The organism is Paenibacillus sp. FSL R5-0519 (assembly GCF_037974275.1).
In the GTDB taxonomy this organism is placed as follows: domain Bacteria; phylum Bacillota; class Bacilli; order Paenibacillales; family Paenibacillaceae; genus Paenibacillus.
This window is the reverse complement of sequence record NZ_CP150234.1, coordinates 6,414,084-6,430,861: the sequence shown is the minus strand read 5'-3', so window position 1 is coordinate 6,430,861 and position 16,778 is coordinate 6,414,084. Positions and strand designations below refer to the sequence as shown.

Annotated in this window: 14 protein-coding genes; 13 read left to right on the top strand and 1 reads right to left on the bottom strand. The window is 46.3% G+C overall.

The window, feature by feature from the left end; all coding sequences use genetic code 11:
• Positions 1 to 330: 330 nt before the first annotated feature.
• The 5 genes from MKY73_RS28905 (at position 331) to MKY73_RS28885 (ending at position 6,905) form a co-directional block, all read left to right on the top strand.
• A complete protein-coding gene (locus MKY73_RS28905) occupies positions 331 to 1,932 on the top strand; it encodes an extracellular solute-binding protein (protein WP_339304871.1) in 1,602 nt (533 codons plus the stop codon).
• Between the two features lie 117 nt (positions 1,933 to 2,049).
• Entirely contained in the window at positions 2,050 to 2,949 is a 900-nt protein-coding gene (locus MKY73_RS28900; RefSeq protein WP_215078265.1) for an ABC transporter permease subunit, read from the top strand.
• A 69-nt stretch (positions 2,950 to 3,018) separates the two neighbouring features.
• On the top strand, positions 3,019 to 3,891 hold the full coding sequence (locus MKY73_RS28895) for a carbohydrate ABC transporter permease (protein WP_091038632.1): 873 nt from the start codon (positions 3,019 to 3,021) through the stop codon (positions 3,889 to 3,891).
• Between the two features lie 50 nt (positions 3,892 to 3,941).
• Positions 3,942 to 4,892 (top strand): TIM barrel protein, encoded by a 951-nt coding sequence (locus MKY73_RS28890; protein WP_339258233.1) that lies wholly within the window; start codon positions 3,942 to 3,944, stop codon positions 4,890 to 4,892.
• A gap of 255 nt (positions 4,893 to 5,147) precedes the next feature.
• A complete protein-coding gene (locus MKY73_RS28885) occupies positions 5,148 to 6,905 on the top strand; it encodes a hypothetical protein (protein ID WP_339304869.1) in 1,758 nt (585 codons plus the stop codon).
• Between the two features lie 150 nt (positions 6,906 to 7,055).
• Here MKY73_RS28885 and MKY73_RS28880 read toward each other — a convergent pair whose 3' ends face one another.
• Positions 7,056 to 7,505 carry a hypothetical protein gene (locus MKY73_RS28880; RefSeq protein ID WP_339304868.1) on the bottom strand — a complete coding sequence of 150 codons (450 nt, stop codon included), beginning with the start codon at positions 7,503 to 7,505 and terminating at the stop codon, positions 7,056 to 7,058.
• A gap of 319 nt (positions 7,506 to 7,824) precedes the next feature.
• On the opposite strand from MKY73_RS28880, the gene MKY73_RS28875 reads away from it, so the two are divergent.
• From MKY73_RS28875 to MKY73_RS28840, 8 genes are all read left to right on the top strand, one after another.
• Positions 7,825 to 9,558: a tetratricopeptide repeat protein gene (locus MKY73_RS28875; protein WP_339304867.1), complete on the top strand. Its 1,734-nt coding sequence runs from the start codon at positions 7,825 to 7,827 to the stop codon at positions 9,556 to 9,558.
• A 171-nt stretch (positions 9,559 to 9,729) separates the two neighbouring features.
• Positions 9,730 to 10,689, top strand: a complete 960-nt coding sequence (gene trxB, locus MKY73_RS28870; RefSeq protein ID WP_339239014.1) for a thioredoxin-disulfide reductase — start codon at positions 9,730 to 9,732, stop codon at positions 10,687 to 10,689.
• A gap of 123 nt (positions 10,690 to 10,812) precedes the next feature.
• On the top strand, positions 10,813 to 11,883 hold the full coding sequence (locus tag MKY73_RS28865) for an AI-2E family transporter (protein ID WP_339304865.1): 1,071 nt from the start codon (positions 10,813 to 10,815) through the stop codon (positions 11,881 to 11,883).
• A gap of 447 nt (positions 11,884 to 12,330) precedes the next feature.
• Entirely contained in the window at positions 12,331 to 13,281 is a 951-nt protein-coding gene (locus tag MKY73_RS28860; protein ID WP_017691252.1) for an ROK family glucokinase, read from the top strand.
• Positions 13,282 to 13,332: 51 nt separating this feature from the next.
• Positions 13,333 to 14,232, top strand: a complete 900-nt coding sequence (gene rapZ, locus MKY73_RS28855) for an RNase adapter RapZ (protein WP_017691251.1) — start codon at positions 13,333 to 13,335, stop codon at positions 14,230 to 14,232.
• A 13-nt stretch (positions 14,233 to 14,245) separates the two neighbouring features.
• Positions 14,246 to 15,232 (top strand): YvcK family protein, encoded by a 987-nt coding sequence (locus MKY73_RS28850; protein ID WP_017691250.1) that lies wholly within the window; start codon positions 14,246 to 14,248, stop codon positions 15,230 to 15,232.
• A gap of 6 nt (positions 15,233 to 15,238) precedes the next feature.
• Complete coding sequence (whiA, locus tag MKY73_RS28845; protein WP_253429043.1) at positions 15,239 to 16,177, top strand: DNA-binding protein WhiA; 939 nt, start codon at positions 15,239 to 15,241, stop codon at positions 16,175 to 16,177.
• Positions 16,178 to 16,432: 255 nt separating this feature from the next.
• On the top strand, positions 16,433 to 16,702 hold the full coding sequence (locus tag MKY73_RS28840; protein WP_017691248.1) for an HPr family phosphocarrier protein: 270 nt from the start codon (positions 16,433 to 16,435) through the stop codon (positions 16,700 to 16,702).
• The last annotated feature ends 76 nt before the right edge of the window (positions 16,703 to 16,778 follow it).

Here is a 16,778-nt window from a genome sequence, read left to right as displayed (position 1 = left end):
AGCTCTCTGTTGGGAGAAATTGATGCAACTGTTTTCGCAGGATAACAAGCTAATATTCCTGATTTTCCTTGTTTACGAATATAGGCAGTGTGTGAAAATAGTTTATCCGAATGGAGACAGGCGGTTCCGAGTTATGAGGACTTGAGAGCCATCAAAGCTTAGAGTAGCACCGTTTTGGGAATATAATCAGTCTGCGAAAATAGGCGTAGCATATAAACCATAATCCGTTTGTAAGCGCTTCCGAAAGTGGTTTATTGCAGGGGAGTGGAAAAATGTGAAATACTCTGGGCAAGCTTTAAACATTCACGCAAAGCCAAAGGGGATGACAAAATGACAAGAAAAGCAACCAAAGGGAGTCTGAAGAAATGGATGGGTTTGGCGCTTACGATGGTAATGGGCGTTTCTTTACTTGCGGGATGCTCATCAGCATCAGAAGAATCAGCTGAAGGTGGAACATCAGGCAATGGCGAGCGCGTTACCTTAAAGGTGGAGATTTTCGACCGTGGTAACAGCCCTTCACCGTACACAATTACGAACAACTATCTATCTAAAATGATTCAGGAAAAGTTCGGTGATCCCAACAATATTGATGTACAGTTTGTACCCGTTCAGCGTTCTGAGGAAGTTACCAAGCTGAACGTCCTGATGGCTAGTAATACAGATGTCCCTGATATTGTCTTTGTTTATGACTCAAGCGTGTTTTATCGATATGCCCAACAAGGTGGATTAACTGATGTTGGAGAGTTGATCGATCAGTACGGTCCGAACTTGAAGAAGTTCCTGGGCGAAGATACTTTGAAGTTCGGGCAAGTGGAAGGGCAACAGTTTGCTGTTCCGGGTAAACGTGCTATCACAGGCCGATACAGCTCTTACATTCGTCAGGATTGGCTCGATAAGCTGGGATTGCCAGCACCGAAGACCACAGATGAATTATATACAACTTTGAAAGCGTTCAAGGATAAAGATCCTGGCGGTCTTGGAAGCAAAAACATCCCAATGGGTATGGCGCTTGCACCGGCTCAATTCGAAACGCTCATCTACTCATTCATCAAGCCGGTTAGTGGCGACCTGACTTATGGTCAACGCTATGAATTACCGCTGCATGAAGGATTCAAAGAATCAATGCAGTTCCTGAACAAACTGTACAACGAAGGTTTGATCAGCAAAGATTTCAGTTTAGATGAAGACAAAACACAATTAGGTAAAGACATTCAAAACGGTAATGTAGGTTACTGGTCTGAAGATGTGGATGCCATGTTCTATGGAGATGGCACGCTCGATAATTTGCGTAAAAATGTGAGTGGCAGCGAAGTATTGCCGGTGGATGTATACACTAATCCGAATGCAGACAACAAACATATCAAGTCACGCTACGGAACAAATGGTATGTACATTATGATTCCGAAGAGCAGCAAACGTTCTGTCGAAGCGATCAAATATCTCGACTGGATGGCATCTGACAACAATCTGATTGATATCTACAGTGGTGTGGAAGGCGAGAACTATGATCTGGTAGACGGCATTCCAGTTGTGAAGGAAGATGCATCCCAAGAAGCACAGGATCGTCTGTTCAATGCAGGGGATACAGCAATTATCTCCAACGGTAAAAACATTGGTGATCAAGCAACGAATGAAAAAGCATGGATTCTGGGCTTCCCGCAGAATAATCAGGAGCTCCTGAAACAATCCATTGATATTGCCAACACCGATACAGTGGGACCGATTATTTTCGATAAACCGATTGAAGCAGAGATGAAGTACAGCACAGCGCTCAAAGATAAATTGAACGTCATTATCGTAAAAACAGCGATGGCTAAGCCAGCAGAATTTGATGCGGTGTATGAGAAAGAAATGGCTGATTTCATGTCACTTGGTGGTACAGAACTGAAAAAAGAACTTGAAGAAGCAGTTCAGGCACTTCCTGCAAACTAAGTAGTTCTACACTTCAAGATCAAAGACAGATATGCATGTTACCGTATAACTTTGGAAGGGACGTGTGCCGCCGGCTTGGCGGCACAGCCGTTTCTTAGTTGATAGGAGGAAACCGACTTGACCACCACATACTTGAAGAGATATTGGCAATTGTATGCGCTAATTTCACTGCCCATTATCTACTTTTTAATCTTTCGTTATGGACCGATGTACGGTGTACAGATCGCCTTTAAGGACTTTAACCTGTTCCAGGGAATCAGTGGCAGTGAGTGGATCGGTTTTGATGCGTTTCGTGAAGTGTTTGGAATGCGGGACTTCTACACCACATTGCGCAACACCTTTATGCTGAATTTTCTGGATTTGGTCGTTTCATTTCCAGCTCCTATTATTCTGGCGATCATGCTCTATGAAGTTCGATTCAAATGGTTTAAAAAAATATCTCAGACGATTCTGTACATTCCTCACTTTATCTCATGGGTAATCATCGGGGGAATTGTATACCAATTGTTCGGTAATCAATCCGGTATGGTTAACGGTGTACTGGAGAGCATGGGCTTAAACTCAATACCATTTTTGACAGAAAAGAATCCTTGGCTTGTAACGTATCTGTTCACAGGTGTCTGGCAAAGTGCAGGATGGGGAACCATTCTATATCTGGCCGCATTAACCGGCGTCAACAAGGAATTATTTGAAGCAGCTGAGATCGATGGAGCATCGCGGCTGAAGAGAATCTGGCATATTACGTTGCCGAGTATTAAACCAACCATTGTCACCCTGCTTATTCTTAATCTTGGACATATGGTCAGCATCGGTTTTGATCGGCCTTATATCATTGGTAATACGGCTGTACGTGAATATTCCGATGTACTCAGTACCTTTGTATACAGAGTCGGTCTTGAATCAGGACAATACACGCTGGCAACTGTCGTTGGACTGTTCCAGGCCGTAGTAGGACTTGTATTCGTACTAGGCTCCAACTATATTTCGAAGAAAACAACCGGGGAAGGTATTTTGTAGGTTGTGGTAAACGGAAGAGACGCCAATCGGCTTGTTTGTATAGACCATCAGTAAAGGAGCTGTGCGCATATGAGTGAACGCACCTCAAACCGGATTTTTGATATCGTTAATATCTCCTTTATCACCTTGTTTGTTATATTCTGTCTGGCTCCATTTCTGCACACGATTGCGATATCATTCAGCTCTAACCGTGCGATTACTTCAGGTGAAGTAACCATATTCCCTAAAGAATTCAATTGGGATGCGTATATTCAGGTGTTCTCTGATCAGTCGATGATCTATTCCCTGGGTTACACGACTGTTCTGACCATTGCTACGACTGTCCTGTGTATGATGTTCACACTGGCAGCTGCATACCCGCTAACGAAGAAAAAATTGAAAGGGCGCAAGCTCTTCATGTATGTCATCATCATTACGATGTTCTTCAGTGGCGGAATCATTCCCGAGTATTTGCTCATTCGTGACCTGAACTTGCTTAATTCTGTGTGGGCACTGATTCTGCCTGGACTGGTCAGTCCGTTTAACCTGATTATCCTGATCTCTTTCTTCCGAGGTATTCCTGAAAGCTTGGAAGAATCTGCAGAAATTGACGGTAGCTCACATGTACACACGCTATTCAAAATCATACTGCCATTATCCATGCCAGTACTGGCTACATTAGCTCTTTTCTATGCGGTTGGACGCTGGAATGGGTTCCAGGATTCCCTGATGTATATTAATGATCCGAAGCTGTACCCGCTTCAACTGAAGTTATTCCAAATGGTACAGAACAATATGGTCAGCGAGCTTACTCAGATGGAGGGTGCTAACCGTACGCCATTGACTCCCGAGAGTCTCAAGGCCGCGACCGTTATTTTCGCAACCGTTCCGATTCTGCTCGTCTATCCTTGGCTGCAAAAGTATTTTGTCAGCGGTGCGATGCTTGGTGCGGTAAAAGGTTGAGTCTAAGGCTGGTGTAAAAAGTTTAGCCAGAGGGAGGAGAAGGAAAACAGATGCAGCACATAGATAAGGGAATATATTCGTTCTCCACATGCTGGAATATCCGAAAACATGATGTCGGAGAAAATATGATTCGGGAGATTGCAGATCTCGGCTTTCGCCGGGTGGAGCTAAATTATAATGTAACGAAAGAGATGCTCACGACGATTGAGCCCATGATTGAGCGTGGAGAGATCGGAATTTCTAGTGTCCATAATACCTTTCCACATGACCCTGATCCCGATTATGGTACGGATTCCATCCTGCTCGGCTTCGAAGATGAAGTGAAACGCAAGCGGGCGATCGAATTGCTGGTAGAGTCGGCTGAATATGCCCAGCGTTATGGAGGAGAAGCTGTTGTTGTACACCCCGGAGAGGTACCTTTCCCTGAGGATATCAGCAAAGATCTTGGAAAGATCTATAACGAGGAAGGTCCGGATTCACCGAAGTATCGCAGCAAGTGGGCTGAATTGATGGAGCGGCGGGAAGCCCTCAGTTCGAGGTATGTGGAGAAAATTATCGCCAGTCTGGATGAAGTCTGCAATCGGGCGGCAGCCAAAGGTCTGGATGTCCGTTTTGGCATCGAGACGAGATCCAGACCACAACAGATTCCTACCCTTGCTGAAGCCAAAACCATCATTACGGCCCTCAAAGGGGCCCCGGTTGGCATCTGGTACGATACAGGTCATGCCATCATGATGGATCGAATGGGCCTATATGACAGTGTGGGAGAAATGCAGGGGCTGATGGATGATATCGTAGGGGTGCATATTCATGAGACTCTCGGTCTCTCTGATCACTGGTGCCCGTATGTACACAGTAAGGATATGAATTTCTATGATGCCTATCTGCCGATGATCCGTCGTGCACAAGTGAAGGTGTATGAGTTGAAGTCTGCCTGTACGGCAGAAGAGATTCACGAGAGTCATGACTTGCTTATGAAGAAGCTTGGGGTGACAGAGTAAGCGTGGTAATGTGGGAAACAGTTGGCGTGTTCACAGCGTGTGTTCAACGACTTTTTCCTCAGTGACAAAGACCCGTAAATATGAAGTAAAACAAGCACGTATTTTCTAGCGACTTTAATCGGTATATGGTATATACTGACGAGAAAAAATGAACTCACCTACGGGCGGTGTGAGTATGCTTCCGTTCTGAATTGAAGGCGCTGAAGCAACATACTCCGCACATCGGGAGAATGCATTGGTATGGAGGGACTGCACATGTACAAACAGCTGGTGGAGAGTAATGACAGAGCGGTAGAAAGAGGCATATCCCGGCAGATGCTTGACCCTGAAAGCCGTTATTATGGAGGTACCATCGATCCCTATACAGGTGTTGCCTGGGTCAACCACACAACGGGAACGCCGACGGATATGTGTTACTGGGGGGCTGCGATCTCCAATCCGGACTCCATCTATTATCGGGATGAGGCGTTGTTAGATCGACTGCTGATAGCTACGGAATATGTACTCCGCTTCCAGCATGAAGATGGTTCAATATCTCCGGGTTGGACTAATTACCACTCCCCTCCAGACACTGCATTTGTCGTTGTGGGATATTCACAGTTGTATCAGTTACTTCAGCAACAGGAATGGGAGCCATTGCAACCTGTACTGACCAACATGAGGCTGTTTCTGGAACGCACGATTCCAACGATGCTTACAGGTGGTTGTCATACGCCGAATCATCGCTGGGTGCTATGCGCGGCGCTCGGTTTCTTGCATCAAATCTTTGGTCTGGAGGAAGCTGTGCAGCGCGCAGAGCAGTGGCTGGCAGAAGGCATGGATATTACACCCGATGGGGAGTGGACCGAACGAAGCAACGGAATATACAGCGCAGTTAGCGACATCATGTTAATTCATGCCGCGCGCCTGCTCAATCGTCCTGAACTGCTGGAACCGGTGAGACTTAATCTCCGCATGATGGTGTACCTGGTGCATCCTACAGGTGAGATTGTTACAGATTATTCAGGGCGACAGGATCTGGGCAGTGTTCATGATCTGTCACCCTATTACCTACCGTATGCCATTCTGGCGCGGCTGGATGGTGATCCACTCTTTGCGGGGATGGCAGCCTGGGCGGGAGATACATTGACTGATCCGGGAGTGTGCTCGGTGAATACACTCATTCGGTTAATGCTTGAGCCTGAGCTTCAGCATCCGGATGAGGAACGTGATGCATTACCGAAGCAATACGAAGTTATGCTGAATGAACATTTTGTACGGGGAGACTATCTGGGACAGATGGATTCAGCAGGGCATCACGGACGGATCTCTCACAGTCGGATGCATACGGATTTTGGTGCTCCGGTAGCCCGAATTCGGGATGGTGCTACTAGCGTGACCGTGATGACAGAAGTTCCTTCCTTCTTCGCGCTTCGTCATGGTGAGGTGCGTCTGCTGGCTGTGCAACTGGCTTCATACTTTAATCCGGGTTATGTCCCTATGCAGCACATGACCAGATTATCCGAAGGGTACCGTTTGACTGGTGAGCAGAAGAAAGGCTACTACGGTCCAGTTCCTGCGAATCTGTTACCGGAATCTGCTGCATCAGATATAAGTCCATGGTATTTGCTACCTCATCAGAATCGTCAGCTTACTCATGAGCAGACATTCCGTGTAGGCGCAGAAGTGCAACCAACTGAAAATGGATGGACCATGCATCTATCTGGACAAGAACCGAAGGACATTATGATGCAGCTGTCCTTTGTATTCGGAAGCGAAGGTGAGTTGACCTGTGAGGACGCGGTGGAAACGAGTGAGGGTCACTATTTGTGGAAAGGCGGTACGTTACGCTATACCTGCGGAGAAGACTGGCTGGAGATTACAGGGGGCGAACTTGGGCATCTGGCGGCAACGGTTCGTGAGGCAAAACTGCCGGACAAGTGCAAGGTTGTGCTGGTCAATTTCATGACACCGTTTGATAAAACCATTCATATTTCACTCTCGCCTTCGATGGCGTTGAGTATGGAGTCATAACTTTAGAAGACCGAGCCTGCGGGCTTGGTCTTCTTTTTTTACGAATGATTACGGCGAACCGTTCGTTACATCCCCAATGATGTGCTCAATCCATGGAACTTCATGGATTTTGATATTTCAGGATATGTCTCATACTGTACACTTGAACTATCATTGCAGTTGCTCCAACGCAGTGTCGATGGATTTGGTGAACAGAGGATTATCTTTGGTATTGCTCCAGTAGACGATAAGGGCATTTCCTTTCTCATATAGAAAGGGGAATGTTGTGAAATGGGCATTTTCCATGTGATTATTGAATTCTTTGGTCCCGTTAATGCGATCCTTCTCTGAATTGAAAATATAGAAATGTAAAAATTCAGGGCTATAAGGCTCTTCTTCCACTGGCACTTCAACGGAGTACACCTCAGGCACAACATCATTTAACTTCAAAGGATACCCGGTTATACCAAAGGACACCAAATTCAAGTTTTGAGACTCAAGCGCTGTTACTACTTCATCAAGTGTAAAATGATTTTCATCATTTTTTATATCTGCTGAACATCCATTTAAAGTAAACAAGCAGATTAAGATGAATATAAGTGGTTTAATTTTCGAGATCATCAATATAACAACTCCTTAAAACAATAAATGATGTGCCTATATTTTTATAATTACACACGACATCCCGTGACCGACGAGATTGGACTAATACAATACTGCAAAGAGATCTTGTGGCAAGTGAGTGAGGGAGTCTCTAGGCAAAAAAGGTATCCTTTTAATAAACAACGCTCCAAGGTGATATGTTTCCTGCAAAATGGAATATCACTTTTCTTTTGCATTTTTTTCATAAACGACATGAAACTACATATTGAGAAGTGGGCCTTAAGATGTGGTATACTGAAGAGTATGAATGAAATGCAAAGAGGAGGTGCCTTGGAAGATGAAGGGCAAGCTAGTGCGGGCTGAGGGACACCTTGCCAATATTATACCGATTCACTTGGATGCTTCTTTCTTCTTTGAAAGAGCTGTCCGCTCGCTGGACCGTAATCATGTCGACAAGGCATTAAAATATTTTCGCAAAGCTGTTGAATACGAACCGGAAAATCCGGTAAATCATTGTAATATGGCGGGTATATTATCGGAGAAGGGGGATTACGAAGCCTCCAATGCCATTCTGGCTAACGTGCTGGAAGTGGTAGATCCGTCGATGACGGAATGTTATTTCTATATGGCGAACAATTATGCAAATATGGATCGGTTTGAGGAAGCCGAGCAAGCACTTGTTACCTATCTGGAGGAGGACACCCAGGGTCAGTTCATGACGGAGGCCGAAGAGATGATGGAGCTTCTGTACTATGAGCTGGATCGTCCGACCAAACTGAATCGAATCAAATCACGCAAAGGTGTAGTGGAGCACGATCAGGCACGGGAACTGCTGGAAGAAGGGAAATTTGCACAGGCTGCTGAATTGCTCGAAGGCATGTCATCTGATTATCCTGATTACTTGGCTGCCCGTAACAATCTGGCACTCGCCTACTATTATATGGGTCTGTTTGCCAAAGCAAAAGAGACCATTGCCGAAGTGCTTGAACAGGAACCAGGTAATCTGCATGCACTCTGTAATCTGGCCATTTTCCATCAAAACGAGAACCGGGCCGATCAAGTGCTGCTTCTGATCAAAAAATTGCGGGTCATCGTGCCATTCCAGCACGAACAAGTCTACAAACTCGCGACAACGATGGGAATTCTGGGCCAACATGATACGGCTTATGTTCACTTCCGGCGTTTGCTCAAGGATGAAGAGACAGCTGCTGATCCGGCACTTGCTCATTATGCAGCAGTGGCGGCTTATAATACAGAACGTTATGATGCTGCTGAGCGTCTATGGCATCATGTGTCCAAGCTTGATCCGGGTTCCGAGGTATCCAGGTACTATCTGTCAGGTCTTGAAGCTGTAAAACAAGGCGAGCAAGAACCAGAGAAGCTAAGTTATCACTACCATCTGCCATTCGATGAGCAGTTCAGACAGTGGGAGAACTATGGTAACGGCATACCTGAAGAAATGAAGAATGATCCACTGATTCGTTCATCGTTCTTCTGGGCATTGCGTCATGGTGATCGGGCAACGAAGTTGCAGGTTATTCATGCGCTCGGAATGATCGGTGATTATGAGGTGCAGCAGGCTCTGCAATCCTTCATTGAAGAGCCGGGAGAAGAACAGGATCTGCTTGAGGCAGCACAAACTGTACTGAACGGATTGAAATCGGCTGAACATGAGGATGGGAATACTCAGGTGGTTCGTCCCTTTTCTCCTGTTGCCTTGAAGTCCATTGGGAAGGTTCAATCCACATCAGAACAATCGGACACTGGCTCCACCTCCCATTGGCAGGCTGTTGTTGATCGTGCATTACAGATGTCTGAAGCAAAGGCTGAGTTGCAGCAAGAGATGGAGCGGCTCTGGACGGATTATGTATCCCGTGTACATCCAGAGGTTCCGGGCACGAAGCAGATTGAGGGTTGGGCTGCTGGACTTGAATATTTGGCAGCGAAGAATCATAGTCGTCCCGTTACCTATCAAAGCATTGCTGAGCGGTATGGGATCTCGGCATCAACAGTTAGCAAGTATGCTAAACAGATTCATTCGGTGTGTAACAGCAATCCACCACTTGTATAGAAAGTTGGCCCTCACTCGTTTTCAGAAAGACATCATGAGGTGAAGGATACAACAACCGGGAAAACGGGTAAACTTAACGAATGGGCCTCGTAAATGCCTGTAGGATATCATCTTGGCAAGTTCATCGCTAGTACAACACATTCTCACCTTAATTAAGGAGGCTGTATCTATATGTCTAAATACAGAACGATTGTGATCGGAACGGGACCTGCGGGTCTGACAGCAGCGATATATCTGGCTCGTGCTAATCTGAAACCACTGGTTATCGAAGGTCTTCAGCCGGGTGGTCAATTGACGACGACAACGGAAGTTGAGAATTTCCCCGGTTTCCCGCAAGGTATCATGGGTCCGGAACTGATGGACAACATGCGTAAGCAAGCTGAGCGTTTTGGAGCCGAATTCAAAAATGGTTGGGTGGAAGAAGTGGATTTCAGCAAACCGCCTTTCAAGGTCAAAGTTGGAGGAATCGGTGAACTGGAAGCGGAATCGATCATTATCTCCACAGGTGCATCCGCTCGTTATCTCGGTATTCCAGGTGAGCAGGAAAATGTGGGACGTGGTGTGAGTACATGCGCGACATGTGACGGTTTCTTCTTCCGGGGCAAAAAAATCGTGGTTGTGGGCGGCGGAGACTCTGCGATGGAGGAAGCGAGTTTCCTGACTCGTTTTGCAACAGATGTCACTTTGGTTCACCGTCGGGATGAGTTGCGTGCATCCAAGATTATGCAGGATCGGGCTCGCAGTAATGAGAAGGTGAAGTGGGCGCTGAACCGTACTCCACTCGAAGTCGTACCGGAAGCTATGGGTGTCAAAGGACTGAAGGTGCGCAACAACGAGACGGGGCAGGAAGAGTTGCTCGAAGCAGATGGCGTATTCGTTGCCATTGGTCACACGCCAAATACCGGATTTCTGGGTAATGCGATCACACTGGACGAACATGGCTATGTTGTGGTTAAACCAGGAACGACGGAGACCAATATACCGGGTGTATTTGCCTGTGGTGATGTTCAGGATACGAAGTATCGCCAAGCTATTACGGCTGCAGGATCCGGATGTATGGCTGCGATGGATTGTGAGAAGTTCCTTGAAGGAAGCATTATCCATGATTGGAGCGAAACGTTGGATAAATAAGCATGACATGCGTGAGGTTGGGCATATGCTAGGAATAAGAGACAACGGGAAGTCTCATGTAATGAGAGAAGCCGGAAGGCTTCTCTTTTTTTGAAACTACAGTGGGCATGAGTTCGTATACATATGGGGCATATTAGCTGTGAGGTGAAGATTTTGGGGGAAATGATAAAAGATTGGCTACAGAATGCGACAGTGAGACGATTTTTGATCCTGCTCTTGTTCTGTTTGGTTTTGTTCAGTATGGGGAGTATGCTGCACATGATTCTGCTGTTGTTCCTGGTGACGTATGTCATGAACAGGTTACAGCATTTCATTACAGGTGGTTTGAATCGGTTGTTTCCGATCAATTATAAAGTTGTGGTCATTCTGCTCTATATGATTGTTATCGCAGTAATTGTGCTCGGTATCTCCAGATATTCACCACGGATCGTGGATCAGGTCGTTCAGTTAACGAACGAAATTATGAAATTTTTGGATAGTGCAGACGGAGATAATTTTGCTTCCAAGATTGCGGGTTACCTTCAGTCCTTCGATATCAAAAATTACACCAATGATGCATTGAAATATATTTTCGCTTTGAGCAAATGGTTGGAGTTTATTCTGCTCGTTATCATTCTGAGTCTGTTCTTCTTGTTGCAGAAGCAGGAGATATCCAAGTTCACGTCCAAGTTCAAAACAAGTAAAATTGGATGGTTCTATAATGAAGTAGCTTATCTGGGAGACAAGTTCGTATCTTCTTTTGGTAAAGTCATTGAGGCACAGCTTCTGATTGCGGTGTTCAATACAGTGCTGACCATTCTGGGCTTATGGATTCTGGGTTTCCCATATCTGTTCGCGCTGACCATTCTGGTGTTCCTGCTCAGTCTGGTGCCCGTTGCGGGGGTTATCATCTCACTGGTACCGCTCTGTCTGATTGGGTATCAGATGGGTGGACTGAAATTAAGCATTATTGTGATCATCATGATTATTGTAATTCATGCTTTGGAGACGTACTTCCTGAATCCAAAATTGATGGCGCACAAGACCAAATTGCCAATGTTCTACACCTTTATCGTACTGATTCTGTCACAGCACTTCCTGGGGATCTGGGGACTGATCATTGGTATCCCGATCTTTGTCTTCCTGCTCGATATTCTGGATGTGAACAAGATGGAGAAGACAGAAGAGCCGGTACGTGTGGAGTCGAAGTTGTGACGTATAGCTGAAGAACGGCTGAGTGCAATCCAATTGAACAACTTCGGATACTCTTGAAAAGTAGTGCGCCTTCCATCTGTGGAAGGCGCTTTTGTGTTGGCTGTACCGTCATTCAATGGTTCTCTACGTGAGAATGACTGGGGATTGGTGGAGTGAGATAGGACACCACGTTGAGGGGACGAAGATGATCTTTTATGAATGTAACGAGGGGAGATGCAATATCATGAGTTGAGGCTTCCTCTGCTATGGAGGAAGGAACAAAGCGTGCGTTCATAAATGAAGGTGATGAGATTGTATACGTATTCATAAATGCTATGTGACGTAGTTCACAACCCAGGTGAAGCATGATGTATCTAAGGTCTTATCGTCTTGACCCAGGCGTATCCTTCAATTATAGTTGGTACGTAGGACTTAAACTATTTTAGATAGATAAAGGTGGCTTGCAGCATGTCTGAGAAAATCTACGTTGGGGTCGATCTCGGCGGAACAGCAATCAAGGTCGGTATATGCGATGAACAAGGTCAGCTAATGCATACGTATGAAGGACCGACTGAAGTGGATAAGGGCGTAGACACGGTCATCGCCAACATCGAGAAGTATGTCCGACATATCGTAGCCGAATCACCATACAGTTGGGAACAGCTTGAGGGTGTGGGTGCTGGAGTGGCCGGTTTCACGAATGTACGCGAGGGAATTATCGTTCATGCCCCTAACATCGGATTTCGGAATGTGGCCATTCGTTCGATTCTGGAAGAACGTCTGGGCAAGCCAATCAAAATAGATAACGATGCGAACGTGGCTGCACTGGGTGAAGTATGGGCAGGTGCCGGCAAAGGCGTAGACAATTGTGTATGTTATACGCTCGGTACTGGCGTTGGCGGAGGATTGATCTTGAATGGGAACATCTATCAAGGATTCTCCGGTATGGCGGGAGAGCTCGGTCATATCAGTGTTGTTCCTGATCTGGAGGCCATCAAGTGCGGCTGTGGTAAAATGGGATGTGTAGAAACGGTATCGTCTGCAACGGGTATTATCCGTATGGCTAAGGATGCCGTAGAACGTGGTGATCATACGTCACTGGCACTCGTCGACAAGATTGCAGCCAAGGAAGTATTCGATGCTGCTAAGGCAGGCGATGAAGTAGCACAGCGTATTGTAAACCGTGCAGCATTCTACTTGGGCAAGTCCATGGCGACTGTAGCGGCTGTCATTAACCCGGAGATGTTCATCATTGGTGGCGGTGTGTCCAAAGCGGGCAATTTCTTGTTCGATGAAATACGTACTGTATTTGCTAAGCTGACACCGGAACCGTTGCAAGATGGGGTTCAGATTCTGGAAGCTACACTTGGGAATAATGCAGGTATTGTGGGTGCGGCAGGTCTTCTCTTGCGTTCCTAGTAACCTCGTAACAATATATGAAGACAGCAATATGATAAGGAGGGGACATTTATGCTTGAAGGTGAAGGCTCACCAGGCACAGGCGCCACGCTCATTATCATTACGGGCATGTCCGGGGCAGGCAAAACCATTGCAGTACAAAGCCTGGAGGATCTGGGTTTCTTCTGTGTGGATAATCTGCCACCGGTATTGATTCCGAAATTTGCGGAACTAATTGAACAGTCTAACGGCAAGATTGGTAAGGTTGCATTGGTTATCGATCTGCGCGGGCGTGAATTCTTTACGGCTCTGTCCGAGTCTTTGAACTATATTAAAGATCATTTTACCATTCATTGCGAAATTTTATTCCTGGATGCTACAGATTCTGTACTTGTTCAGCGTTACAAAGAAAGCAGGCGCAGACATCCTCTGGCTCCTGAAGGTATGCCGCTGGACGGCATCCGACTGGAACGCAAGATGTTGGAGGAACTCAAAAACTCCGCTACTCAGGTACTGAATACAAGTACAATGAAGCCTGCCCAACTGAAAGAACGCATCATATCCCGCTTTTCTCATCTGGAAAGCCAAATGCTGTCAGTGAATATAACGTCGTTCGGATTCAAATATGGCATTCCAATTGATGCTGATCTGGTATTTGATGTACGTTTTTTACCGAATCCTCATTATATTGATCATTTACGACCGAATACGGGGCAGAATAGTGATGTGTACGAATATGTTATGAAGTGGCCAGAGACACAGGCGTTTCTGACCAAGCTGCTGGATATGCTGCATTTCCTGATTCCGCAATACCGGAAGGAAGGCAAAAGCCAGGTTATTATTGGAATCGGCTGTACCGGAGGCAAGCATCGTTCGGTAGCGATATCGGAATATTTGGGCAAGATGTTGGGAAGCAGCGAGACAGAAGCTGTCACCGTAAGCCATCGCGACGCTGACCGGGACCGTCATTGAAGAGGGTGAAGGGATGAAAGAGGCCGGACCACGAAGAGAACGTCCGAGAATAGTTGTAATGGGCGGCGGAACCGGATTATCCGTGATGTTACGCGGTTTGAAAGAGAAGCCGCTGGATATCACGGCCATCGTCACGGTAGCAGATGACGGTGGAAGTTCAGGCATCCTGCGCAATGAGCTACAGATGCCGCCTCCGGGCGACATTCGCAACGTGCTTACGGCACTGGCTGATGTAGAACCATTGCTTTCAGATATGTTGAAGTACCGTTTCAATACAGGCGCGGGGCTTGCAGGCCACAGCTTGGGAAATTTGATTTTGGCTGCAATGACGGATATTTCGGGCGACTTTGTGACCGCAGTGCGGGAGCTTAGCCGCGTGTTTGCCGTTCGAGGTGAGGTATTGCCAGCAGCCGGGCAGGCCGTTGTGTTGCATGCCGAGATGGAAGATGGCACAATTATTACAGGTGAGTCCAAAATCCCTGAGGCAGGCGGACGCATCAAACGTGTTTTCCTTGAACCGGATCACGTGGAGCCGTTGCCAGAGGCAGTAGAGGCTATTCGTCAAGCTGACGCCATTCTGATCGGGCCAGGCAGCCTATATACAAGCATTCTTCCCAATCTGCTTGTGCCTAAGCTTGCAGAAGCTGTGGTAGAGGCTGATGCGGTGAAGATGTTTATCTGTAATGTTATGACACAGCCGGGAGAAACGGATAACTATACGGTGAGTGACCACCTTAAGGCGGTACATGAGCATATAGGTCATCAGCTCTTCGACTATGTTATCGTAAATAATGGTGATATTCCGCTGCAAGTGCAGAATAAGTATGCGGAAAAAGGAGCAAAACCGGTTGTACTGGATATGAATGTACTCGAAAGTGCCGGCTATCAGGTGGTTGCAGATACCCTTGTTCTGTTCAAGACTTATCTGCGTCATGATGCCGACAAGTTAAGTCATCATATCTACCAGCTGGTACAAAATTGGATGTTACGGAAGAGGTGAAGTCCCATGTCGTTTGCAGCACAGACCAAAAAAGAGTTAACCATGATCGAGAGCGAACCGTGCTGCGAAAAGGCGGAACTTTCAGCCCTCATCCGTATGCTTGGTGCAGTGCAGTTATCGAATAAAAAAGTGATCTTGGATATTTCGACGGAGAATGCCGCCATTGCAAGACGGGCATACTCTCTGCTTAAAAAGCATTTTCAAGTGCATACGGAATTACTGGTCCGCAAAAAAATGCGGCTGAAAAAGAACAATGTGTATATTGTTCGTATTCCAACTATGGTGCAGGAGATTCTCAAGAGTCTTCATATTGTATCGGAAGGTTTTCTGTTTACACCAGGCATTAATACGGAGTTGTTTCAGCAGAACTGTTGTAAACGGGCCTATCTTCGCGGTGCATTTCTGGCCGGTGGATCGGTTAATAATCCGGAAGGCTCCTCGTACCACCTGGAGATTGCGTCCATGTATGAGGAGCACTGTCAGGCACTCGTTGATCTCGCCAATGAATTTCATCTGAATGCCCGGTGTATAGAACGGAAAAAAGGATTCATCCTATACATTAAGGAAGGCGAGAAAATCATTGAGCTGCTCAGCATCATTGGTGCTCATCAGGCCTTGTTCAAGTTTGAAGATGTACGGATTATGCGAGACATGCGTAACTCCGTTAACCGGATTGTCAATTGTGAGACTGCCAACCTGAATAAAACCATTGGAGCGGCTGTAAGACAGATCGATAATATCCGTTTGTTGCAAAAAGAAGTTGGTCTGGAGTCACTGCCTGAGAAACTTCGCGAGGTGGCGGAGGTTCGACTGGCTCATCCAGATATCAATCTGAAGGAAGTGGGCGAACTCCTTAAAGGTACTGTTAGCAAGTCTGGAGTAAACCATCGGCTTCGTAAAATTGATGAGCTGGCTGAGAAAGTGCGCACAGAACGTTATGGTTAAGACGTCGCAGGGTAAGTAACAAGGTCGGCTGTTTCTACTGAACAGAAACAGTCGGGAAGGTCAGCCGTTAAGGATCTGGGAGAACTTACTTAGGTCATTGGATGCGCTCTGCAAAAGATGAAATAGGGCAAGATAATGTCCTACAAAAGACCCTGAGTTTTTTCTTCTAGTGTCCTGCACGGGTTAATGGTATAATGTTGTATAAATATAATTGTGTATTTAATGTCCAGATTTCATAATAGGGGGTAAGTTTCCATGACAAAGCACCCGGTAGTTGTCCGTTTGAAAACGGGTCTCCATGCCAGACCTGCGGCACTGTTCGTTCAAGAAGCGAATAAGTACTCGTCTGAAGTGTTCGTCGAGAAGGACGACAAAAAAGTTAATGCAAAAAGTATTATGGGGATCATGAGCCTTGCGATTAGCACAGGTACGGAAATCCAGATTAGTGCAGAAGGCGCGGATGCCGAACAGGCTGTAAACGCTTTAGTTAGTCTGGTAAGCAAGGAAGAGCTCGAAAACCAATAAGATATGATCAATCCAATGAAGAAGTCCCGAAAGGGGCTTTTTTGCGTTATTGAGGTATTTGCTATCGTCAAGTGCA